Consider the following 23,918-nt stretch of genomic DNA (forward strand, 5'->3'; position numbering starts at 1 on the left):
GGCGGGCGGGCCGGGGCATCGGTGTCAGTGTCGGTGTCACATCGGCTCACGTCACGGCGATGACTCCCGCGTCCGTGCCCGCCGGCGCGTACTCCGCGAGCCGCGCCCGCAGGCTGTCCTCGCGCTGCGGCTGGTACAGGTCGTGGAAGGCGCCCATCTCGGCACCGTCCTCGGCGCCCCGGCGGATCTCCTCCGCGCACCCGGCCGCCAACTGCCCGTACACCGGGGTGCCGTAGCGCTCGCCGCTGAACAGCGGCCGCACCCGCCACGCCTCCTCGGCCCCCACCAGATCCGGCTGGCAGCGGTGGCGGCGCGGGGTGCGCGAGCCCGGCGGCACATAGCTGAACCGCAGACATCCGACACCGCGCCTGGCCACGTGCATCCGCCCGGTGAAGAGGCTGTTCTCGCCGATCCGCACGGCGTGGGTGTGCACTTCGCCGATGACGGTGGTGCGGTGGGCGTGCAGTACGGCGTGGGCGTGGCGGCAGTCCGGGGCGGACAGCGCCGGGCGGTCGTGTCCGGTGGCGTCCAGGATGGAGTCGCGGATGTGGAGGGCGAGCGGGTCGGTGTGCACCTCCTCGCCGATCACCTCGATGGTGCCGAGGACGCTGCGCTCGATCTGGACGCAGGCGGTGGTGCGCTCCAGGACCAGGCTGGGCTCGTCGGGCGAGCGCGGCTCGCACTCCGGCTCCAGGGACCAGCCGGGGACGAGGGTGCAGTGGCGCAGCACCACGGCGCCGACCGGCCCGGTGACGTTGAGGCCGCGCCCCGCGATCAGCAGCCCGTCCAGGGCGATGCGCGGCGCCTCGCCACCGGTGTTCCCGTGCTCCTCCCGCGCCCGGATGTTGAGCGCGTCGGGGCGGTTGCTGTACCAGTCAAGCAGCCGGATCACCGGCCGGGTGCCCTCGGCGGCGCGCAGTTCGAGCCGGTCGCCCGGGTCCAGGTCGAAGTCCAGCTGCTCCTGGTAGGCGCCGCTGTGGGTGATCTCGATGATGCCCTCGGGGCCGCATCGCCCACTCCGCCGGTCGTGCTGCCACTGCCGGTACGCGTCCATGATCCGCTGGTACGCGCACCCCGGCCCGACCCGGTAGACCTCAGCGGCCTGGGAGGTCTCGCGGTCGTCCCGGTCGTACTCCCCGCCGCCCATGTCATCGGGGGACGCGTAGTGGTAGGTGACCCAGACCCCGTGGCGGGGCGCGGTGCGCGAGCCGAAGGCGATCCGGCCGAGTTCGGGGTCGACGACCACCTGGCCGCGCTTGGCGCGGTAGCGCCAGTCCGTCAGATCGGCCACCACGATGTCCGACGGCGGCACGGGCTCGTCGTGGCCGTCCCGCCAGACGGTGAAGCTCTTGCCCGGACCGTAGTAGTCGAGAAGGTGGTCCGCGAGCTGACGGCGGCGGATGTACGCGGGCACGTTGTCGATGGAGGCGATGTGCGCGGCGGACGGCTCGGGTTCCGGACGGGTCACCAGCGGGGTGTCATTGCCGAGGATCGAGAACGTGTAGAGGTTGCGGGCCCGGTCGACGCAGTACGCGGGCGCCCTGGTCGCGTGGTACGGCTTCAGCCGCCATACGAACAGCCCGACTCCGGCCGGGGTGTGGCCGCCCTGTCCGCGGCGGGAGCCCGCGCGCCGTACGTCCACCGAGCGCGCCACCGTCCCGAACGGCCCGCCCGCCAGGTCCAGCGCCGCCCCATCCCGCAGATCGGCGAGCCGGCCCCGGGAGAGCCTGCGCAGGTCCGCCGCCGCGCCACCGGTCCCGCCGTAGAGCTTGACCGGCTGGTGGTGCGCGGTGAGCCGGGAGAGCTCGACGGCGCGGGCGGGCCATCCGGCCACCGACGCGGAGAGCTCCTCCAGCAGCGCGAGCGTGCCCTTGCGCCGCCGGTGGGCCACGGTGGCGGCCACGTCCCGGCGTGGTGCCAGCGCCTCGGCCAGCCGCGCCAGGGACGCGTCCGGCGGTCCGCCGTCGCGCAGTCCGGTGGCCAGTACCCGCTCGTAGCCGGGCAGCGGGCGGTAGCCCACCAAATCACCGAGGTAGGGCAGCACCCATGCGGTGGCGGTCTCCACGAACCAGTCGTCGTACTGGTGCGCCACCCCGTCGCGTACCCGATCGACCTGCTCGGCGATCACGGCGAGCAGGGCGCGCAGGGGCTCGCCCGCCTCGGCGTCCCTGAGGCGGTGCCACTGCGGAAGCAGCTCGACGAGCCCGTCCGGCTCCCTGCTCATGAGGTGACCTCCGTGAGGATCAGCGTGTCCGGGACATCGGGTGAGAACATCGCGAGCCGCGCCGGGCGGATACCGCGGAAGACGGAAACCGAACGGCCCCTGGTGAGGCGGCGGGTGTCGGTGATGTCGGGGTTGAGGCGCAGCAGCTCGGCGAGCGGGATGCCGTGGCGTCCGGCGATGTCGGTGAGCGTCTCGCCGTCCGTGGCGGTGACCCGGTAGGTGTCCTCGGCGTACTCGGCGGACCGGGCGGGCACCACGGCGCCGGGCTCGGTGAGCCGGGCGGCCAGGCCGGCCAGTTCCCCCGGGGTGCTGGAGGCCGGGACGCCGGTGAAGGCGTCCACGTCCACGTAGTCCACACCGGGCACCGACTGGGCGGTGGCCAGCACCTCGGAGAGCGCGGCCGGTTGCCCCAACTCGCGCCCCGGATAGCCAAGTTCGCGCAGCAGGGCCTGGCGCAGCCGGGGTTCGACCAGCTCCCAGGAGTGGTCCGGCGCCACCTTCACCCGTGCCACCAGCACCAGCAGCACCAGCTCCCGCACATCCACCCGGACCGGCAGCCGGGTGTCCCCGTAGGCCGCCAGCGAGGTGCGCAGGGCGCGCAGCACCTCGGCGTCCTCGCCGATCGGCGCGTCGTCCACCCCGGCCACGGTCACATGGAGCACCCTGCGCCGCCCGTCGAAGAGTTCGCGGGCGGCGGCCCGGCCGATGCCCGCGCGGGACCGGGCGAAGTCCTCGTAGTCCTGGAGCGAGACCAGCCGGTCGAGCGCGGAGACCGCGAGCGGGATGGTGCGTCGGGTCAGGCCCGGGCCGTCGCCGTCCGCACCGCCGGTGGCGGGCCGCGGATTGGTGACGGCGGTGACGCCGAGGGGCCGGGTCAGGGCCTGGGTGATCCGGTCCGCGGGCACGTTGGCGGCCTCGCCGGTGCCGAAGCGGTAGCGGGCCCGTACGTTCTCGTGGCCACCGGGCAGCCGGGCGCCGTGCACCCCGTCGCCGAAGGTCACCGTGGTCCGCCCGTCGCCGGTGGTCCCGGTGACGTAGACGCGCTCGCGCGGCCCGCGTCCGGCGAGGCTGTCCACCCGGTGCCACAGCAGCCCGTCGACGCGGATCTCGAGGGCGGGGACGGCGCCCAGGGGGTTGTCGGCGGGGAGCCAGGTCAGCGGCGACTGCCACAGTGTGAAGGTCTGGCCGGGCACGGCCGGGTCGCCGCTGCCGATGGCCTCGTCCCGGCTCTCGCCGTGGGTGGCGGGCACGACATTGCCCTGGACACGGACCGTCTCACGGCGGTAGCGGCAGGCCAGATCGGCGGTGAGGGTGAGGGTGGTTTGCACATGGTCGCCGGGCAGCTCGGGGTCGACGCGCTGGTCCACGGCGGCGATCACCGCGAGCTCCGTGCCCCGGACCCCGGTCGGCCCGCCGGGACCGGCCGGGCCCGGGATGTCGGTGCGCTCGCCGGAGACGACGATGCGGCGGCCGGGCCGCAGCCCGTCGTACAGCTCGGCGAGCTCGATCTCGTTGCCGTGCACGTCCTCGCCCAGCGGCTCGTCCGCCGGGCGCAGCGGCTCACCGCCCGCGTGCACGGTGGTGTCGCGGATCGCGGAGAGCAGCACATCGTGTTCGTCGAGCCACGGGTCGGCGAGGGTCAGCTGGGTGCCGCGGCCGGTGATGCCGTAGTTGGTGTACGCGGCGGTGCGCACGGCGACGACGCGGGTGGTGACGGAGGCGAGCTTCCTGTCGCCCGGGATGCCGTCCGGCTCGCCGGACCCCTTGCGGGGGCGCTCGATGGCCACCCAGCTGCCGACCGTGACGGAGTTCTGCACCGAATCCAGCGGCAGCACATAGCGGTTGGTGGGCTCGGGCACGGTGGCGATGCCGATCTCGACGGCCGGGGGCTCACTGCCGGGGGTGAAGCGCAGCGTCAGTTCATAGTCGCCGTAGCCGATCTGTTTCGGGGGTTCGCCACGGCTGAGCATCCACTGCTTGGTCTCCCCGTTGTCCACGACCACATGCACCCGCCCGTCCTCGGCGGGCCGGGACACGAACAGGGTGAGCGCGGGCAGTCCGGGCAGCAGGGTGGCGGTGACACCGGGCTCCTGCGAGTCGGTGGGACGCCCCCGGAGCCAGCCCAGGTCGTGGTCCTGACCCACCCGGGTGGACAGCCGCACCCGTCCCGGGCCGAGCTCGAACTCGGCGGTCTGCGGCAGGTTCTCGCCGCGCTGCCACGACGTCCCGGACTCGATGTGCTGGAACTCCGCCTTCACCGGCGCCTTGACCGCCGTGTCGTACACGATCCGTACGGCGGTCAGCTCACCGCCGGTCAGCGGCCAGTCGGTCTGCCGGATGACCCGGCCCCGGTCGTCCTGCACCGGCTTGAGCGGCGCCATCGCCCCGAACGGCGCGGCCGTCACCCGCATCGCCAGCAGCTCGCGCAGCAGCGGGACGGTCCCCGGCGGGGCGGTGGCGGCCGGGGCGGCGCGGCGCCACGCCGCGTACATCCCGCTCCCCACCCTCGGGTCGAGGGCCGACAGCAGCCCGGCGGCCAGGTCGGACCCCGGCCCGAAGAGCCGCCGCGGATCGTGCGCCGCCGTGGCGCGGGCGCCGGACGGGGGCCGTACGACGCGGGTGCGCAGGGCGGGCAGTACGGCGCCGAGCGCGCGCATGGCGGCGGCGCCATGGGCGGGCCCGGTGTCGGGGGTGTGGGCCCCGGTTCCGATGGCGGGGGCGTGGGCCCCGGTTTCGGTGGCGGGGTCGTCGGTTTCGGTGGCGCGGTCGCTCGCGGGTGGCCGGTCCTCGGCGAGCTGGGACCGCAGCCGCACCTCGCCGGACCCGGCGGCGTCCAACTCCCCCGCCCGCTCGCGCAGTTCGCCGATCACCGCCTCCAGCCGCTCGAACCAGGCGGCGACCTCCTCGTACGGGGCGGCCAGCACCTGCGCCTCCGCCAGCCGGTCATGCGGTTCGGCGAGCCGCCGGGCGAGCTGCCCGGGCGTGGTGATCCCGTCCAGGTCGCCCCGCAGCGGCGCCAGGACCTGCGCGTCGAACTCCTCGATCAGACGGCTGACGGGACGCGGATCGGGGTGGTCCGGCGTGGGCTCGGCGTCCCCCCGGTCGTCCGGGTCCTCGTCCGCCTCCGGGTCGGTTATCCACCGCCGTACCTCGTCCACCAGCTCCTTGAGCGACGGCGGGGCGGACTCCGGCAGCCCGATCGCCGTCACGTCCTCGTCGCGGTCGACGGTCACCCGCGCCACCGGCAGCAGCCGCCTCAGTCCACCGCCCCCGGACTCCGCCGTCCCGCCGAAGACGAAGAGCAGCTTGTCGCCGGCGGTCAGTCCGAGCGAGGTTCCGGACACCAGCAGTTCCGAGCGGCGCCGCAGGTCGTCGGGGCCGATCAGGGCGGGCCGGCGGCGGCGCACCGCCAGTTCGTTCCACGCCCAGCGGGCCGCCAGGTCCTCGCTCGTCTGAAAGGTCTGCGACTCCTCGTCGGAGGCCGCGGGGACGCTGTGGCTGATGGCCCCGCGCGGAATGGTCACCACGACGTCCTCGGCGCGCGGATCCCGGTCCAGGGTGTACGCGAGGTGGGTGTCGGCGGCCACGCCCGGCCGTGGCACATGTCCCACCAGCCGCCCCAGGAGGGCGAGCGAGCGGGGGTCGTGGGCGGTGCGCAGATAGCCCTCGTCGGCGATCCGCTCGGAGTGGAAGGTCAGCAGGTCGCTCAAGACCGCCCAGGCGTCCAGCAACCCGATGGCCGGGTCGTCCGGGGTGCGTACGGTCAGGCCTCGCAGCGCGGGGTAGGCGGGCGAGGCGAGCCGGTCGAGCATGGCGGCCAGGAACGAGCCGTAGTCGCCGACGCGATAGTCCAGGGCGGTGCGGCCGGGCGGGTTGTGCGGGGTGCCGGGGGCGGCCCGGCGCTCGTCGTGGCCGCCGCAACCGCAGCCACAGCCGCCGGAGTCGACGTGGTCGGGGTGGTCGCTCATCGGGCCCCCTTCAGCTCGATGACCAGGCGGCCGTTCTCGGGCCGGTCGGGGTCGTTGTCGCATTGGGCGATCTCCAGGGGGCCGATGCGCAGGATGCCCTCCTCCAGCGCCTCGCCGTGTGACGTCTCGTACGAGGTGCCGTCATCGGGCTCCTTCGGCCCCTCCAACCCCTCGTGCCACAGCCGTCGCAGCCGGGTGACATCGACGCGCCGCACCCCCGGCACCGCCGCCGCGACGGCCACCAGGCGGCTGAGCCGCACCGGTTCGCCGAAGGTCAGCGCGTCGGGGTGGAAGAAGCCGAGCCGCCCGCCGGAGAACCGGCGGCTGCCCAGCGCCCGGTACAGCTCGGCGAGGATCTGCCCGTGCTGGTGTCCGGGCGCGGCGCACACCTCGATCGCGATGTCCAGCGGCACGGCGCGGGCCGGGCCGACCACCAGGTCGTGTCCGATCCGGCGGTAGCCCTCCAGGGCGTGCGCGACCGAGTCGAGGAGGGCGGGGGGCGGCGCCCCGGTCCCGTACGCGTCGATGGCGATATGTGCCTCCCGCACACTGCCGGTCCAGCGGATCTCCGCCGCCGCGCGCCGCACCCCGGGCAGTTCGGAGGCGAGCGCCGCGTAGTCCTCGGCGGTGATGGCCCGGTGCCGGACGCGCTTCAGATCGAGCGGGGCGAGCTGGCGTACCTGCTCGACCGGCTCGGGCTCGGCGCCGCCGACGGCGGACAGCGGATTGCGCACCCCGGCCACGGGCAGGGGCCGTCCGGTGTCCGCCGCTTCCGGATCCCGGCACAGCACCAGGTGGTTGATGGCCTCGGGGCCGACGTTGCCCGCCGTGCCACCTCCGGTCCGGTAGTGGACCGCGAGGCGCGCCCCGGGCCTCGGCACGGCGCCGTACCGGCCGTCGCCGAAGCGCAGCGCGATACGGCCGTCGTCCTCCAGCTCGCCGACGAAGTGGCGGTCCCGGGGGCGGGAGGTGAGCAGATCGCGGCGCGGCGTCCAGGTCTCGTCGCCGTCCTCGACCCTCACGGCGGGGAGCGCGGCCCGTGGGTCCTGGACGAGGGCGGCGGCCGGACCGTGCAGCACCGGATCCTCGGGGCGCAGCCCGGCGGCGTACGCCCGGCCCCAGCTGTGCGCGATCTCCCAGGCGATGCGCCCGTCCAGGACGGTGCCCGCCCGTGCTCTGGCGGTCAGTGCGGCCAGGCGCCCCAGCTTGGCGTCGAGCAGCCGGTCGCAGCGGTGCAGCAGCTCGCGCAGCGCGCGGACGGGGTGGCGGGCGAGTTCGAGGCGCTCCAGGACGCGCGGCCCGAACAGCACGGTCAGCTCGGCGATCTCCTCGTCCGAGAGCCCGTCGCGGTCGCGGGCGCTGCGCCACAGCTCCGTCAGCCGCTGCCGCACCCGCCCCGGGACGGCGGCCAGATGCTCGGCCTGCCCGGCCGCGATATGGCGCGGATCGGGGAAGGGCACGGCCTGGGTGACGGGGGCCTGGTGCAGTACGGGCCGGAAGCGCGGCACGATCCCGGGGTAGACGGACTGGGCGAGAAGCGTCCGCAACGCCTCGGCCTGCGCGTACGCGGTGCCGGGCACGACCTTCTCGCGCCGCTGCCCGGCCGGCTCCAGGCCGATCCCGGCCCGGCCGGTGGCCTCCGGGCCGACGGTGGTGAACAGCTCCCGTACGTCGTCGGGGGTCAGTTGCCGCCCGTGGCGGGCCCGGTCCAGCAGGGAGTCGATGAGCCGCGCGGGCGCGTTTCCGGCGTCCCTGTCGAAGCAGCCGAAGGCGGGCGGGTCACAGGACCCGGCGACGGCGGGGACGGGCGGCACGGTGAGGCTCTCCGGTGTGCCGCAGCAAAAGGTCAGCGAGCGGCCGTGGTCGACCAGCACCACATTGCCGCGCGCCACGCTGACGTCCTCGACGGGCGCGCAGTCCGGACCGCCCCGGGTGGCCAGGCACAGCGGGAAGGCCAGCGCGTCCTCCCGCGCCCAGGTCACCTCGAGCACCGGCTGTTCGGCGAGCCGGTCGACGGCGGGGGTGACGGAGAGCAGGCGCACGGCCTGCCGGTGCGACGGGTCGGCGTCGCCGGGCGTCCCGGAGCGCGGCCCCCGCACCTCCTCGAAGAGCAGCAGATCGCCGGGGCGCAGATCGAGCGCGCGGGCCTGGCACTCCTCGTCGGCCCACGTGTCGCGCAGCGTCGCGGAGGTGGCGCCCACGGGCAGCGAGCACACCTCGCCGCCCCAGGTCCACAGGCGGATGCGGTGGTGTTCCGGCCGCAGGTGAAGGGGTCGGTCGGTGACGACGGGCTCGAACACCTCAACCGATCCGCGCTCATCGAGCACGGCCAGCTCCCGGTCGTCCAGCACGGCCCCGATGTCCGGCCGGTCCAGCGGGCCGAGCGTACGGATGTCCACGGCGGCGAAGCGGTACTCCCCCGGCTCCAGCGTCAGCGGCTCGACGGTCTCCACGGTGACGAAGGCGCGGGCGTTGCAGCCGTCGTGCATCGGATAGTCGATGAGCCGCACGTGGCGGCGTACGGACACCCGGCGGCGGGCGGTGTCGAGATACGCCTCGGTGGCCACCGCGTCCTGCTGGTAGCTGATCTGGTCGGCGGTGTAGGCGAGCAGTTCGACCAGGGTGGTGCCGAGGTCGGCGGCGCCGCGCTCGACCCAGTCGGGGGTGGTGAGGCGGAGCCGGTCCAGGACGACCTGACGGAGGGTGTCGTAGTCGCGGGCGGTGTAGTCGATGACGGGGGCGGGCCGGAAGGTGGCGGGGAGGTCGTGCCCGTCCCGCTCCTGGCAGTCGAAGGGGGTCGGGCAGTCGGGCCGGAAGGTGAACTCGGCGGAGAAGTACCGCTGGTCGAAGCCGGGGAAGGGCTCGGTGCCGGGCCGTCCATAGGGGTCGGTGTCCACGACGGAGAGCCGGTAGGCGGAGGTGTCCCCGGCCCGGTCCACGGTGACATACAGCTTGTCGTCGAGCTCGGGGTCCTCCTCGCGCTCGACGGAGATCTCCATGACCTCGATGCCGGTGATCCGGCGGCCGCCGTCGACGCGTACGTTCTCCGGGCACAGGCCGTGCGGGGCCTTGCCGAGGAAGGTGACGGTGAGGGTGATGCCGTCGTCGCCGACCTCGACGGCGTCCACCCCGTTGAGGTGGGCGGCCCTGATGCGATCGCGCCGTGACGCGGTGCTCATGCCCCTCCCTCCCGCTCAGTCTTGGCGCGCTTCCATGCGCGGGCTTCCTTCGTCACTGCTCGCTCCTTCGTCGCTGCGCGGCTCCTCAGTCCAGCCCGTGCAGCGCGCCAAGACACGCTCATGCGGCGCCCCTCCCCTCGAACACCTCATCGCGCAGGCCTGCGGTGGCGCGCACCACATACCGCAGGTGGACGCGTACGACGTTCTCCTCGCTGACCACGTCCAGGGACTCCACCTCGATCAGCTCGCCGAGCCAGCGCTGTAGCGACGCCTGGACGGACAGCTCGACGGCGGAGGCCAGTTCGGGGCTGTTGGGCGTGAAGACGAGGTCGAGCAGCCCGCAGCCGAAGTCGGGCCGCATCACGCGTTCGCCGGGGCTGGTGAAGAGCAACTGCTCGATGAGATCGCGTATGTGGTCGTCGTGGTCGGCGTGCGCGGTGCGCCCGCGCCGGTCGATCCGGAACGGGAAGGCGATATCGGTCCGTACGGTGTGTGTCCTGCCGGTCCGTGTCCTCATCCGCACCTGACTCCTTGCCGCGCGGCGGAGACGACGGGTGGCCCCTGCGGCACGAGCCCCGCGCTGAAGCACTGTGCCGAGGAGGTGTCGAGCAGAACGGGCACGCCGTCGACCAGCACCGTGTCGCGGTCCGGAGTCCACCGGACGGTGGTGCACGGCAGCGGGACGCGGTCGACGGTGTGCGGGCAGCCCACGACCGTGAAGACGTCGTCGGCGGTCGGCACGGGCTGCCCGTCGAGCCGCACACCGGACGACGGAACGGATGCCGCCCGTACGCGTCCGCCATGCGGACAACTGATCACGGCGGTATGGCTGACGAGGTTCCCGGAATTCCCGGACACGTCGCTTGTCCCTCCCCGTTAGCTGCTGGCTATCGCTTCTTGGGCACGGTCAACCGGCCCTGATTCAGGTCGACTTGATCGCCGACCAGGGAAACGGAAGCCCCCTGGCCGTTGTTGATGTGCACTCCGGTCGCGTCGATCCGTATGGACGCGCCGCCGGGTGCTTGCAGCAGGATTCCCTCGGCCGGAACGTCGGACATCACGATCTTGTGCTTCCCCGGTGTCTGGATCACCACGGGGTGCGCGGTCGCCGGATCGGTCCGTGCGTCCTCCGGTAGCTGCTCCCTGGCCCCGAACCAGCACCCCGTCCAGATGGGGAAGCTGGGGTCCCCCTGCTCGAACTCCACCCACACCCCGGCCCCGACCGACGGCACGACGTATTGCCCGGCGGGCCGCTGCTGGTCCCCGGTGAAGGGGAAGCAGGGCATGGCCCAGGTCGACGGCTCATCGCCGAGGACATCGGGCACCTCGACGGTGATCCGGCCGATTCCGAGCGGGTCCTGGTTGTCCCGCACCCGGCCCCGGAACTTGCCGAGGAAGCGGTTGTTGGGCGTAGCCGCCATGGGGCTCCTGATCCTTTCCTCTTGTTCTATGGCTCAGGGGCGAACTGTGCCGCTCCGGGCGATGAGCCCTTCGCGGGTGAGGGTGAAGTTCTGCTGGAACGAGCCGGGCCGGAGATTGTGGGTGACGGATTTGACGTAGTACTCCCCGTCGTAGGTGACCCCGGCGCCCCGGACGCCGACGAGCTGGCGCGGCTGGAGGATGTACCCGTGCCGGTTGACGTCGAGCGAGCCGGAACCGGAGATGGCGTCGGCGGTGGTGGCGGCCCTCGCCAGGGCCTCGGCCTCGGCCTGCGCCCGGTCCTTCTTGGCCGTGCCGGAGAGCGTCTTGCGCTTGAGGGCCGGGGTGGCCCGTTTGCCGAGGGGCGGCCGGAGGGGGCTGATGTCGGGCTGGGCGAGGAGGGTGGAGGTACGGGTGGTGGGGTCCTGCCAGCGGGCCTGGGGCTCCTCGCGGGCGGTCCCGTCGTAGGCGAACGTCAGCTGGTCGACGGTGGAGTTGACGTCCATGTTGACGCTGAGGGCGTGCTGGGCCGTGCCGATGCGCTTTTCGGGCCCCCAGTAGGCGGTGGAGACCCCGGCGACGGGCCCCGGGATGAGGTAGAAGACATAGCCGTTCGCCTGGGCGAGATCGGTGACGTACTGGAGGTCGGTGCCGGTCTGGTAGTCCACGCGGCGCTGTGCGTTGGGCGGTTGGAGGATCTTCTCCTCGATGACGTCCCCCTCGATCCCGTAGTCGGTGTACTTCGCCAGGATGCGGCCGACGCGTTTGAAGGGCGGGAGGTTGGGATAGCGGTCGGTCCGCTCCTCGAGGTCCAGGAGGAGGGTGAGATCCTCGCCGGTGACGGTGAGGGTGGTCTGCCCGGGCTGGTTGCTGGCCCCCACCTCATGGCGCACGATGAGCCCGTCGAGGAGGACGATCGGCGTGCCCTTGACGGCGGCCGTGACGATGACGCGGGTGCGGGGGTCGAAGAACCCCTCGGGAAGCAGCCGATCGATGATCGCGCCCTTCTTGGTGAGGTCGAACGCCATCTGGAAGCCGCTGCGTTCGCCCGCGGTGGTGGTGATCTGCGCGGACAGCAGCGCGTCGGTGACCTCGGGGGGCACGGGGCGGGTGAGCTTGGGTCCCATCCGTAATTCGAGGTGGATGGGCCCCTGCCCGACGGGCTCATCGGCCATGGCGCCCACCGCCTCCGCCCGCGAACCCGCCCGCGAACCCGTTGGGGATCTCTATCTCCTCGCCCGGCTCGGCGGTCAGCTCGCGGGGGTCGAGGACGGGGTTGGCGTCGGCGATCCGCCACCAGGCGGCGGGGTCGCCGAAGTAGCGCTGACCGAGGTGGTCGGGGCGCTCGCCACCGCTGACGGTGTGAGTGGCGGTGTCCCCGCCCACCTCGCCGAGGGGCGGCAGCAGCCGCCGCTTGACGTAGCGGACGGGGGTGCCGTCGGGTTGGGTGTGGATCCCGATCTCGGCGTCGTGGTAGCGGCTGGAGCGGGGGTAGGGGTGCGACCCCGGAATCGCGTCGAGCACACTCTCGTATGGCTGTGGCTGTGATCCGGCCATCTGCTTCTACACCCTCCCCAGCCCGATGTCCCCGCTGTTCAACCCCAACGCGCTGAGCGCCCCTCCGCGGGCCGCCGCCGCGAGCCGCTCCTTCTGCGCGAGATGCGCCAGATAGAGCTCGGCACCTCGGTGGCCGGCGGGCAGATCGCTCACGGTGAGCACCTTCAGCCCGATGCTGAGGGATGCGCGGATGGGGTTGAGGTTGACGTCGAACGCCGATTCGTTGATCGAGAGTTCCGTTATCCGCACGGGCATGACCCGCTTGCTGCCCCAGGTGAAGAGGGTCAGCGGCATCTCGATCGGGCTGATCTCGATGGTCCCCTTCTTGGACAGCCGCATGGCGTCCCGCAATTTGGCGGTGGTCGGCTGCACGAGCATTTCGAGCGTCGCGAGCTGCGGGTGAATCCCGTCGGGCGCGGCCACCTCGAACTGATCGGTCGCATCGATCTCCGCGGTGAACTTCCACGTCTCCTGAGCGGGGCCTTTGAGTCTGAGGGCTTCATTTTTGTCCCCGCTTCCGCTGCCGCCTCCGCCGCTGTCGGCTTGGTCTCCGGCGGATTGGGGAGCCAATGACCGCTCCAGTGTGTCGGGGTTGAACTGGAGGATGATGATGCGTTGGGGGGTGCCGCGTTCGGGGTCTACGAGGACTATTCCGGAGCGGATGGGTTTGGGGATGTCGGGGTAGCGGGTCACAGGATCTCTCCGTCTCCGAGGGCAGCTGGTTCTTGAAGCGATGCCATCACCACTCGTCCTCCAACAGATCCCGGACGTCGTCAGCAGGGAAAGGGGCCTTGGCCGGCCATGAGGCAGCCAACCGTTTCAGTTGATCAATCCATCTCGCAGCACAGTCCATTTGGAGAATCGCCAGAGCGATATGCGCCTGGATAGAGATGTCCGGATCGCCCATGGCGATGGACAGAGCCTCGACTGACTGATCCGTATTCATCGATCCCAAGGCGCTGATGGCCGAGATGCGATTTTGCGGAGCCTCGCGCACGTCGTAGGCGATCACCCCGAGAAGCTGAACGAATTCGATGTCATCTGCGTCCTTGGCGCCGACGACTCTGGAGCAAGAAGCCAATGCAAGGTTTCGTACTTCGCCGTTGGTCGTGGTATCGATTATCTTTTTGACAAGACGGAAATCCTGAGGAGAAATAATATTCGCTGTGGCAAGAAGAGCACTTGCGTGATTCGCCCCTTCACCCGTGTGCGGACTGAGACTTGCAGGGGACGGCGGAGACTCGAGTGTCGCACGCGCGATCTGCAACACCTCCCCGCTGTACACGTCCAGTGGGTTCACCCCACCCATTCTGCTTCCGGATTCGCTCATCTCATAGTGATCCATGGCAACTCCCGCTGCCACACTGTCTCCGCTACGCAAGAGCGTCAGAAAGCTAGCGAATCGCGCCTCTACATCACCGGGATTCGTCAACTCCTGGTAAGCCTCAACGAGCGCGTCCTGATGCAACTGAGAATCTTGCCAGTAGTGCGAATGCTTCACAGTAACCACGGTCTTGTTCCTTGCTATCAGAAGATCTTCGTGATGGCGCTCTTGGGGATGCGTTTACGCACGAGCAGTTCCTGCGTCCGAACGACGTCTTTCAGTACTCCGACGTGCCGAGTGCCTTCGAGCGCCGGCACGAAGGCGTGGCGGGAGTGAGTGAGCGTGGTGGTGAGGTCCAGTACGTCGTCCCTGGAAACCTGTGCCATGTCGATCAAGATTACGCCGGAACCGTACCGCTGTTTCTCGCCCGGAGGAGTCGCCAATCGTTCCCCTTCCCGCCCGCCGAGAGGGTACCCGTTGGGATCGGTTATCTCGGCATCGAGTTCCTTGGAGACAGATATCCAGTTCGATGGTTTCTCTCCACGCGCATGTGCCCACGGAGAAGGATACTTCTTGGACCCTGATCCGCTGATCCTGTTTGATTCAGTAACGGAAACGATGTAGCTTTCAGATTTGGTGTTTATGCGCTCCAGATCGTCGGGCGTGATGTTCCGTCGAAGAAGACGCGGTATCAGCTGATTCTCCTTGTCGAGCACATATTCTTCGCCGTCGGGGCCTTTGATCACCTTCTGGTTCTCATGCTGCTCCTTTGTTCGCGGCTGCTCCTCGAACCTTCCCCCCTTCTTGTACATGCCAATAGGAACGGGGTTGAACGGGGTTGCCTTGGGAACAACGAAGACAACAAGTGAATCCGGGAAAGTTTTGACGTCCAGCCTGTCGCCGCCCTTGAGGATTGCACGCACGGCCTTCCGGCACTCAAGGTCGACTTCCCAGTAGTCCGCGCCCTTTGATTTCATTCTCTCGAAGGCTTCGGAGATCGCATTCTTGACGTGAGTGTACCGCTTGTCGTTGAGACCGAACGACTCATGGTGGTCATCCAAGTTCAGGACAGCAAGGTTGTCATCCCAGACTCCGCGCTGAACTGACCCCTCAGGGTTTAGGGCAGCCGTTACGTCGAAGTTGGGGCGGCCCACGGCAAGAAGTCGAGTAAGTCGATACCACGCACTGAGGCCCGCAAGCACTCCACGAAATGGCATGCCCTCGATTCCGTGCTTCAACAGGGTGCGGACCTTGGGGCGGATTCGTGCGATGATCTTCTTGAGACGATCCTCCTTAGACTCCTTCGAGTCCTCCTTCTTCTTGCGCTTATCCTTTTCCGGCTTGGACTTGGGCCTGCCCGGACCGCTCTTGTCGGGATGGGGCTTGCGGTTGTTGGGGCCCTTCTTATTCGGCCGCCTGCCGGGGCCGTCCTTGTCGGGTTTGGGCTTTCGGGGACCTGGCTTGTCGCCGTCCTTGTCCGGCTTGGGCTTCTTGCGGTCGCCTTCCTTCGGCCTGGTGGGCTTGTCGCCGTCCTTGTCGGGCTTGGGTTTCTTCGGGTCGTCCTTGTCGGGCTTGGGCTTGGTGGGGTCCTGGTCCTTGGGGTCCTTGGTTGAGGGCTTGTCGTCGTTCTCGGGCCTGTTCTCGGGGCCCTTGTCGTCCTTGGGGTTGGGCTTTGTCTGCGGCTTGGGCTTGGCCGGGGGTTCCGGCTTGGGCTTGGGTTTCGGAGATGGGGTCGGGCGGGTGTCCGGGCGGTCTTCCTCGGGCTTGGGCTTGCCGTTCTTGTCCTTCGTGGTGGGGGCTGGGGTCTTGGTGTCCGGTGTTGGCTTGGGCCCGGTGGGGGTTTCGGGGCTGGTGGGTTTGGTTTGTGGGTGCGATCGCGTTGTCGGCTTCTTGGGCGTCGGTTCGGCGCCCGGTTTCGGCTTCGTGGCCGTCTGCGTCGGGCGCGTCGTTGTTTTCGGTGCCGTGGTCGGCTCCTGCGGCTTCTCTTCGGTGCCCGGTTTGCCGCCCCGACCGTCCGCGCCCTCCCCGGCCGCGCCGCCCTTCCCGCCCGCTCCGCCCTTGCCGCCCTTCCCCTGGCCCAGCTTCGCCGCGATGTTCTTGAAGCGCCGACCCACCTTCGCGACGTACTTGCCGATCCCCGACAGCAGCGCCTGGTAGGCCAATTCGAGGAGCGCCACGATGCCCGCCGCGACGGCCTTCGCGAAGAGGATTCCCGCGCCACCCATGCGGACGAGCTTCAGCCAGTCCAGGACCGCGCCCACCGCGCGCAGGATCGCGCCGAGCGCGCCGATGGCCGTGCGGATGGCGTCGATCACGGCCATCACCCAGCCCGCTCCCGGGATCAGCTTGGCGACGACCTTGGTGATGACGATCTCGCCGATGATCAGGGGGAGTTGGGGGACGATCGCGTCCCACGTCTCCTTGACGATCTGCTCCAGCGTGAAGCCGCCCTTGAGCAGCTTGTCCAGGATGGCCTTGGGGACGCCGATGATTTCCTGGATCTTGGACTGGAACCAGTCCTTGACGGCCGACTTGACCTCGCGGAAGAGGTGGTTCTTCGCACCGTCCACCGCCGAGTTCTTCGCACCGCTCAGCCAGCCGCCGGGGTCGGAGAGGAAGTCGACCGCGATGAGCATGAACTCCCCGAGCGCGCCCAGGAGCTTGGAGGCGAAGTCCAGGACCGCCTTGACCGCGTCCACGACGGCCTTGACCACGTCCAGCAGCATCTTCTTCAGGACGTCAAGGATGCTGCTCAGCAGCTTGCCGAGGGCGTTCAGCAGGTCGGTGATGGCCTGCTTGAGCATGGTGGCGAGCTTGTTGACGAGGGCGATCGCGGCGTTGATCAGGCCGGTGATGAAGTTGCGGATGCGCTTGGCCAGGTCGATGACGGCCCGCACCATCGCCTTGGCGAACTCGATCAGGTCATTGATGAAGTTCTTGATCGCGTCGACGATCGCCTTACGGGCGTCGTTGATCCAGCGCTCGACGGTCTCCTTGAAGTTCTTGATGAACCCGATGACCGCGTCCCGCGCCTCCCTGATGACACGGACGATCGCGTTCTTGATCTCGATGACCTTGTCCTTGATCCAGTCAAAGGCCTTGCTGACCCAGTTGCCCGATTCCTCGACGCTGTCGTCGCGCTTCTTCTCGGCGTCGCGTTCGGCCTGGTCGCCCTTGTCCTGGATCTTCTTGTCGCTGTCGTCCTTCTCCTTGTCGACGTCCTTGTCGGTCTGCTCTTCCTTGTCCTTGACGTCCTTGCGGATCTTCTCGTGGCGGTCGGTCTTCTTGTCGCCGAGTGACTGAAGCTCCTTGTCCTGCTCCGTGCGCCAGTCCTGACGCTTGGCGGTGACCTCGGCCGTCGCCTTCTCACGCTCGCTCGCCTGGCTCTTCGTATTGGCCGCGACCTCTGCGTCGACCTGCCGCTTGTGCTGCTGCTGACCGTCCCGGAAGTCGCGGTCCTTGGTCTGCCGCCCCTCGGACACGCTCTTCTGGCCGTCGGTGAACGCCGCCTGGAACTGCGGTCCGCGTTCGTGCTCGGCCACTTCCGACGCGGCCTCGGGAGGCACGGCGCCCGTCGTCGCGCCGCCTCCCGGCGCACCGCCGCCCCCGCCGCCCTGCTGCCCGGGCACCTTGGCCGACATCTGCTCCTTGGGAGCGTTGGGGTAGACCTGATCCTCGCCCATACCCCGGCCCGCGTCGTCGCGGCCCGTCGCGACGGTCTCCTGGCCCTTGGTGTCGACGGCCGAACCCTGCTCACCGGCCGTCTGGTCGGCGGAATCCCGCATCCGCACACCCGGCGCGCTGCCCGCCTGGGCCTGCTTGAGCGCTTCGTCCTTGGTCGGCAGCCCGGCGAACTTCGCGGCCAGTGCCTGCGGGTCCACCACGGGCTTGTCGGCGCCGAAGAGGCTCGCGACCCCGTTCACGATCTTGCCGCCGATGAAGCCCAGGGCCATCTTGAAGGTGTCCCAGCCGCCGGGCTCCTCGGCCTTCTCCGCCTCGATCTGGCCCTCGGGCTCCTTGGCGCCCGTGACCTTGGCGTCCTCCTTCTCCGGCGCCTCGGACTTCTGGGCCGGATCCTGCGAGTACTGGGCCGGGGCGTCGGTCTTCGGCTTGCCCCGGAGGGTCTGCGGGGCGCCCGCCGGGCGCTGCATCGAGGGCGGGGCGGCGGCGAGCGCCTTGTGTTCGTCGCCGACGGTGCGGTCGACCGATCCGCTCACGCCCGTCATGGCCTGCAACGCCACATGGGGCTTGAGCTTCGAGGCGGTGGACAGGCCCGCTTCCGGGGACACTTGGGAGAGGTTCGGGGCCGGTCCGGAGTCCTTCTTCTTGCCCTTGGCGGAGGCGGACGCCTTCCCGCCGCCACCGCCTCCCCCACCACCGGCCCGGGACCCGCCGCCACCGCCACCGCGTGGCGCCTTGGCGGACGGTGCCGACCTGGGCGCGGCGGCCTTCGCGCCCGGTGCGGCCTTGGGCGCCGGTGTCTCCTTCGCAGTCGCGGCCGCGGTCGCAGGCTCAGGGGCCTGGTCGGGCTCGGCGGACTTCTTCGGTTCGGGTGCGGGCGGCGCCGACTCCGCCGCCGGGGCCTCGGTACGCTCCGTCGGCGCGCTCTGCTCGCTCTGTGCCCCGCTGCTCGCCCCGCCGGGCGTATCCGCGTTGGATCCGCCCGTGACCTGGGTGTCCCGCGCGGGAGAGGGGGACTTGGCGTCCGCCGTGGGTTCGCTCTTGGCCGCCGGCGCCGCGTCCGCCTTCTTCCGCTCCTCCTCGGCCGCGGGCTCCTGCGCCGCCTGACCGCCCACCGCCTGCTGGGACGCCTTCTCCCGCGCACCGCCGGACGCGTCACCCGCCGCCGAGGTGCCCTTCTCCTCCTTCGCGGCCTGCTCCGTGGCTTCGCTGCCGTCCTCGGACCTGCCCGCGGCCTCCTGCACCGTCGTCTGGGCGGCGACGGGCCCGTCCTTGGGGTCGGCGCCGCTCTTCGGGTCGCGTGTCACGGCCGGTCCCGGTCGGCTCTCGGCGGCCTGCTCCACGGCGAGACGGTCAAGCCCGCCGCCCGCGGCCGCGCCGCCGTCGTCCGCCTCCGCCGCGGGCTCGGCGTCGGCGGCCGAGTCGGCGGCGTCCTCCTCGGGTTCGGCGTCCTCCGCCTCGTCCTCGGCGTCCTCCGCGTCCCGCTCGGCCTGCACCTTGTCGGCCTTGGTCAGCGGAGGGGCGGGGAAGGACGGGACGGGAGGGTCGGCGGACGAGGCGGGGTCGAGCGTGTCCGCGGTCGGTACGCCGGACACGTCGAGATCCTGCTCCGGCAGGAAGTCCTCCGGCTGGAGCTTGATGTCCCAGGCGCTCTTCTCCGCGCCCCCGACCTCGACCTCCGACTCACTGCCGGAGCCGAACGGGTCCTCCTCGGCCCGCTCCTCCGGGCCGTCGAGATCCTGGGCGCGTACGCCGTCGAGCGTGGAGAACGCGCCGGGCGACTGGGTGTCCGCACCCGAAGCCGTCGGCGAACCGGTGGGCTTGTCCGGGCCCCGCTTGTCCTGCTGCCTCAGCTGCTGACCCGCCACGAGCGAATCGGCCGCGCCCGGGCGGTTCTTGGCCGCCGACTCCTCCTTGCTCGGCGTCGCGACGCCCTGCTGCTCCTGCCCTTCCTTCCCCTCCCCCTCCTTGCCTTCCTTGCCCTCCTCGGAGCTCTCGGCCTTCTTCTCGCCATCCTGCTGCCCGCCCCCGGACTTCCCACCCGACGAAGGGCTTCCGCCCTCGCGTCCCGCGTCGGCGCCCGGCCGCTGCTCCCGGCTCCCTCCCTGGCCCTCCTTCTCGGGCGCGCCCCCGCCGTTCCGCGGTGTACTGCCCGGCGCGCCCTCCCCCGCGGGCCCGTCCTTCTCCGGACCCGGCGCGGGCGCCGGGCGCCGCTCCTCCTCGCGTCGCTCCTCCGCCCTCCGCCGCCGCGTCTCGCGCTCGAACAGCAACTCCTCGACCGGGTCCGGCTCGACGTCCGGGGCGGCCAGCGACTCCCGCTCCAGGTTGTCGTCCGCCTCGATCTCGTCGACGAAGTCCAGCACCCGCTCGTGCTCCGAGCTCAGGAGCCTGGTCTCCAGCCGGTCGAGGACGGCGTCCTGCACCTCGTCCGGCATCCGCGCCAGTTGCATACGGGTGCGCTTGGAGCGGTCCTCGGGGTCGCCGCGCAGGGAGCGGACGACGCTGTTGGCGAGGCGGTCGACCAGGGTCGCCGGATCGAGCTTCTCCATGCGGTTGCGGTCGGCGTCGACCGTGGCGTAGCGGAGCCAGCCGGGGGTCGCGGACGGCCGCGGCTCCGTCCCGGTGTCCGGCTGCCCGCCGCGTGCCAGGTCCCGCGCCGTGTCCTCCGCCTCGCGCTCCATCGCGTCCTGGGGCAGGCTCACCGCGCCCAGGTCGCGGCCCGCGCGCAGGGTGCCGAGGCCGTGGGGGTTCTGGACGGTGTGGAGCAGTTCGTGGGCGAGGAGGCGGCGGCCCTCCGTCGTGCCGGGGCGGTAGGTGTTCTCGCGGAAGAAGATGTCCTGGCCGACCGCCACCGCGTCCGCGCCCAGCAGTTCGGTGAGGTGGCCCGCGTCCCGGTCGGTGTGCAGGCGGACCTGGCCGAGGTCGTGGCCGAACTGTTCCTCGAGGTCGCGCCGGACGCTCGGGTCGAGGGGCTGTCCGGCGCCGCTGACGATGTCCTTGGGTTCGGGCGTACGGGCCTTGCCGGTCCGCTCCTTGCGCTTGCGGCGCTTGGCGGACTGGGGCCCGCGGTCGTCCTGGGTGGTGGACGGTGCGTTGCTCATCTGCCCTCCCGCCCCCTTCCGGACAGGCCCGCGTGCACGGCCCGGGCCAGGGCCTCGCCCAGCCGGGCCGGGGAGGTGGTGGCGGGGAGCGGGGGCAGGCCGGACAGGGCCTCGATCGCCGTGCCCTCCCCGGTCGCCGCGAGCGGTACGCCGCGCTCCCGCACCAGCCGGGCCAGCTCGGCCTGGAACGCCGCCGAGACCCGGTCCGGGTCGATCCCGGCGCCGAAGCCGGTCAGCGCCAGTTCGCCGATGTCCACACGGACCGTGCGCGGCTCCTCGTTCAGACCCATCCGGTGACCTCCGAGGGTGTGAGCGAACGGTCCAGCTTCTGGTACTCGGTGCGCGCCGCCGCCAGCATGTGGCGCATCTGGAGGCGGTCGCCCTCCTCGGCGGCGAGGAAGGCCCCGGAGAGCGCGATGTTGCGGATCGAGCCGCCCGCCACGGTGAGTTGGGCGAGGCGGTCGGGGTCGATGTCCTTCATCGGCGCCCGGGCGGGGAGCACCCGGCGCCAGATCTCGGCGCGCTCGCCCTCGCCCGGGAAGGGGAAGTCCACGACGAAACGGATCCGGCGCATGAAGGCCGGGTCGAGGGCCTTCTTCATGTTGGTCGTGAGGATGGCCAGGCCCCGGTACGACTCCATCCGCATCAGCAGATAGCTGACCTCCAGGTTGGCGTACCGGTCGTGGCTGTCCTTGACCTCGCTGCGCTTGCCGAACAGCGCGTCCGCCTCGTCGAAGAGCAGCAGTGCGCCACCGCGCTCGGCGGCGTCGAAGACCTTCCGCAGGTTCTTCTCGGTCTCGCCGATGTATTTGCTGACCACCTGGGAGAGATCGATGATGAACAGGTCCAGGCCCAGCTCCTTGGCCATCACCTCGGCGGCGAGGGTCTTGCCGGTGCCGGAGCCGCCCGCGAAGAGGGCGGTGACGCCCAGACCGCGGCGGAGTGTCGCGGCGAAGCCCCACTCCTGGTGGACGGTGGCGCGCTGCCGTACGTGGGCGACGATCTCGCGCAGGATCCGCGCCTGGTGGTCGGCGAGCACCAGGTCGTCCCAGGCGGCCTCGGGTTCGATCCGCCGGCCCAGCTCGTCCAGGCCGATGCGGGCCTCGACGAGCCCGGCCCGCCAGGCGAGTTCGGCGGGGTCCAGCGGGTCATCGGTGAGGTCACGGCGTACGGCTGCGGCCGCGGAGCGGATGATGTGCGGCGGCAGCTGGAACTGGGCGACCAGCGACCGCAGATGGGCCTCCGCCATCCGCGGGATGCCGGCGAAGGCGTCCGCCCAGAGGGCGAGTTGTTCGCTGTCGTCCAGCCCGGGCACGGCGACGCGCTCGCCGCGCGGGCGGCCGGTCCGGCGCGGGTCCTCGCTGGAGACCACGAGGGGCACGGCCGCGCCCTCGATGAACGCGTCCGTGGCGGCGGTCTGCTCCCGGTCCATCTCGCCGACCTCCAGCAGGAGCGCGGCGGGCAGCAGCACGGCCTCGCGCTGCCAGAGCCGGGCCAGGCGGTCGCGTTCGGCCGCGTCGGTGGGGACGTCGTCCGAGGCCATGACGTACAGCGCGAGCCCGGTGCGGCGGGCGGCCTCGGCGGCGATGTCGGTACGGGTGGTCAGGTCGCCGCCGACGAGCTCCACCCGCAGCGGGGCCTCCGCACGGGACTCGTTCCAGCCCGCGGCCACCTGGTCCGCCGCCCGTTCGTACGAGGGGGGTAGGGTCCGCGGGGGCCGCGCACGGCGCAGCAGTCCGTGCAGCCGGGCGTCGAGGTAGGGCGATCCGGCCAGGAAGTGCAGGACGCGCTCGTCGATCCGGAGGCGTGAGGTGGTGAGCCGGGTCTCGTCGTCGAGGTCTATGAGCCGCCAGCGGCGGAGCGGGGACACGGGGGTGAGCGCGCTCCAGTGCGGCTCGTCGAGCGCGGCGAGGGCGAGCGAGAAGGTGGGGTAAGCACGGGCCGGATCGCCGCTGGCGGCGGCGCACCGCGCGGCGGCGGTGGGGTCCAGCTCGGCGGCCGCCGCCAGTACGACGAGCTGGCGCTCGAAGGCGCTGAGGCCGAAACAGGCCACGAGCGCGTCGAGTGCGGCGGGGCCGGGGATCGCTTGCTCGTGGTCCTCCGTGTGGGGCGAGTGGGGCGGTTGGGCGGCGGTGGCTGAGAGGCCGCCCGAGAGGGTCGCGGTCTCGGGCTCGCCCGGCGGGCCCGGTGTGGCGTCGGCCAGGGTCGTTGTTCGGGACGTGGGTCCTTGGGACGTATGGCGGTCGTGGCGTCGGCCGTCGTCGGCCGGAGCGATGGGCTCGTCAGTGGTGGCGGCGCCGGGCCCGGCCACATCGTGGCGGGTGGCGCCCGGCCGGGTGGCGCCGGGGCGGGAGCCGTTGGCGGTGGCGCGGCGCGCGTGGGCGTCGACGCGGGCCAGTACGGCCTGGACGGCGGCGGCCAGGGCCTGTCCGTCCTCGGCCGCGATGGCGGCCACGCTCACGCCGGCCTCATCGGCCGCCGACGCGCGGCCGCTTCGGCCGTCTCTCGTGCCCATGGTGTCGTCCGCCCCCTTCTCCCCCACCGGGTGCCTCAGCTCTCCGTGTCCTCGGAGCGGCCGCCGCGGCGCCGGGGCGTGGACTTGCGGGTACGGGCGGGCGAGGCGGCGGACTTCGTGGTCTTGGTGGCGGCCGCCTTGGCGGTCCTGGCGGCTTTGGCCGTCTTGGGCGCGGCTGTCTTCGCGGCGGCCGCCTTCGCGGCGGCGGGGCGCTTCTTGGCGCGCTGGACGGGCGACGGGGTCTCGTTCTCCGCCGACGCCTCCGCCGACGCCTCCGTCTCTTCGGGTTCCTCGGGTCTCTCCGCCCCCGGCAGGGTGGGTGGCTCCGGCGCTCCCGGGGCGCCGAAGGGCAGTACCCGTACCGTGGGCCGTTCCACCGGCTTCGCCGGGACCGGGCGCTCGCGTCCCTCGATCAGGACCAACGAGCCCTGGTAGCAGACCGACAGCACATACGGGGTCTGGTAGAGCATCCCCCAGAGCTTGGAGGTCTCGTCCACGTCCATCTGTGTCGGGGTGAAGCGCATCCGCTGCACCGCCTCGACCAGATCGCTGCCCGTCAGGTACGAGCGCCGGGCGGCCTCCTCGATCACGTCCTTCGGCAGCATCGGGATCTCGTGCAGGATGCGTACCACGGTGCCGATCAGGCGTTGCCCGACCAGTTCGGACTCCTCGCCGTACGCGCTGATCAGATAGTGCAGATCCATGGCCGCGGCCGGTCGCTTGAGCAGGGTTCCGTCGGAGGCGCGGGTGGGCAGGTCGGTGGCGCGCAGCGAGGCGTTCGGGGTGACCTGGTAGAGGAAGACGTTGATGGTCGGTTCGGTGGGCGGCTCCGCCGGGGGCCTCCGGGTGTCCACCGTGACCGCGATGTCGATCTCGGGCCGCAGATTGTTCGCGATCAGCAGCGCGAGGGCCTGGGTGACGGTCGCGAAGGCGAGTCCGTTGCTCATGGT

General features: G+C 71.4%; 14 protein-coding genes. All 14 read right to left on the minus strand.

The annotated features are described in order from the left end of the window. Positions 1-46: 46 nt before the first annotated feature. A complete protein-coding gene (locus tag ACJX2R_RS06955; protein WP_413099286.1) occupies positions 47-2,224 on the minus strand; it encodes a hypothetical protein in 2,178 nt (725 codons plus the stop codon). Continuing rightward, entirely contained in the window at positions 2,221-6,192 is a 3,972-nt protein-coding gene (locus ACJX2R_RS06960; RefSeq protein WP_413099287.1) for a putative baseplate assembly protein, read from the minus strand. Before ACJX2R_RS06960 ends, ACJX2R_RS06955 begins: the two co-directional genes overlap by 4 nt. Beyond that, positions 6,189-9,371 carry a putative baseplate assembly protein gene (locus ACJX2R_RS06965; RefSeq protein ID WP_413099288.1) on the minus strand — a complete coding sequence of 1,061 codons (3,183 nt, stop codon included), beginning with the start codon at positions 9,369-9,371 and terminating at the stop codon, positions 6,189-6,191. Before ACJX2R_RS06965 ends, ACJX2R_RS06960 begins: the two co-directional genes overlap by 4 nt. A gap of 118 nt (positions 9,372-9,489) precedes the next feature. Next, complete coding sequence (locus ACJX2R_RS06970; RefSeq protein ID WP_020873817.1) at positions 9,490-9,888, minus strand: GPW/gp25 family protein; 399 nt, start codon at positions 9,886-9,888, stop codon at positions 9,490-9,492. Beyond that, positions 9,885-10,229: a hypothetical protein gene (locus tag ACJX2R_RS06975; RefSeq protein ID WP_413099289.1), complete on the minus strand. Its 345-nt coding sequence runs from the start codon at positions 10,227-10,229 to the stop codon at positions 9,885-9,887. The genes ACJX2R_RS06970 and ACJX2R_RS06975 overlap by 4 nt, the downstream gene beginning before the upstream one ends. A 29-nt stretch (positions 10,230-10,258) precedes the next feature. After that, the gene (locus ACJX2R_RS06980) at positions 10,259-10,792 is read right to left on the minus strand and encodes a phage baseplate assembly protein V (RefSeq protein ID WP_413099290.1); all 534 of its coding nucleotides are present in this window, start codon (positions 10,790-10,792) and stop codon (positions 10,259-10,261) included. Between the two features lie 33 nt (positions 10,793-10,825). Beyond that, complete coding sequence (locus tag ACJX2R_RS06985; protein WP_413099291.1) at positions 10,826-11,965, minus strand: hypothetical protein; 1,140 nt, start codon at positions 11,963-11,965, stop codon at positions 10,826-10,828. Next, positions 11,955-12,347, minus strand: coding sequence for a hypothetical protein (locus ACJX2R_RS06990; protein WP_413099292.1), 393 nt, complete (start codon positions 12,345-12,347; stop codon positions 11,955-11,957). The genes ACJX2R_RS06985 and ACJX2R_RS06990 overlap by 11 nt, the downstream gene beginning before the upstream one ends. 6 nt (positions 12,348-12,353) lie before the next feature. Then, on the minus strand, positions 12,354-13,040 hold the full coding sequence (locus ACJX2R_RS06995) for a hypothetical protein (protein ID WP_211834553.1): 687 nt from the start codon (positions 13,038-13,040) through the stop codon (positions 12,354-12,356). 46 nt (positions 13,041-13,086) lie between these two features. Beyond that, on the minus strand, positions 13,087-13,857 hold the full coding sequence (locus ACJX2R_RS07000; RefSeq protein WP_413099293.1) for a hypothetical protein: 771 nt from the start codon (positions 13,855-13,857) through the stop codon (positions 13,087-13,089). A gap of 17 nt (positions 13,858-13,874) precedes the next feature. Next, positions 13,875-20,453 (minus strand): DUF4157 domain-containing protein, encoded by a 6,579-nt coding sequence (locus tag ACJX2R_RS07005; protein WP_413099294.1) that lies wholly within the window; start codon positions 20,451-20,453, stop codon positions 13,875-13,877. After that, positions 20,450-20,743 (minus strand): hypothetical protein, encoded by a 294-nt coding sequence (locus tag ACJX2R_RS07010; protein WP_413099295.1) that lies wholly within the window; start codon positions 20,741-20,743, stop codon positions 20,450-20,452. Before ACJX2R_RS07010 ends, ACJX2R_RS07005 begins: the two co-directional genes overlap by 4 nt. Then, entirely contained in the window at positions 20,734-22,968 is a 2,235-nt protein-coding gene (locus ACJX2R_RS07015; RefSeq protein ID WP_413099296.1) for an ATP-binding protein, read from the minus strand. Before ACJX2R_RS07015 ends, ACJX2R_RS07010 begins: the two co-directional genes overlap by 10 nt. A gap of 35 nt (positions 22,969-23,003) precedes the next feature. Beyond that, positions 23,004-23,915, minus strand: coding sequence for a DUF4255 domain-containing protein (locus tag ACJX2R_RS07020; protein ID WP_413099297.1), 912 nt, complete (start codon positions 23,913-23,915; stop codon positions 23,004-23,006). Positions 23,916-23,918: the final 3 nt, after the last annotated feature.

The organism is Streptomyces sp. Inha503, from assembly GCF_047215865.1.
GTDB lineage: Bacteria > Actinomycetota > Actinomycetes > Streptomycetales > Streptomycetaceae > Streptomyces > Streptomyces lycopersici.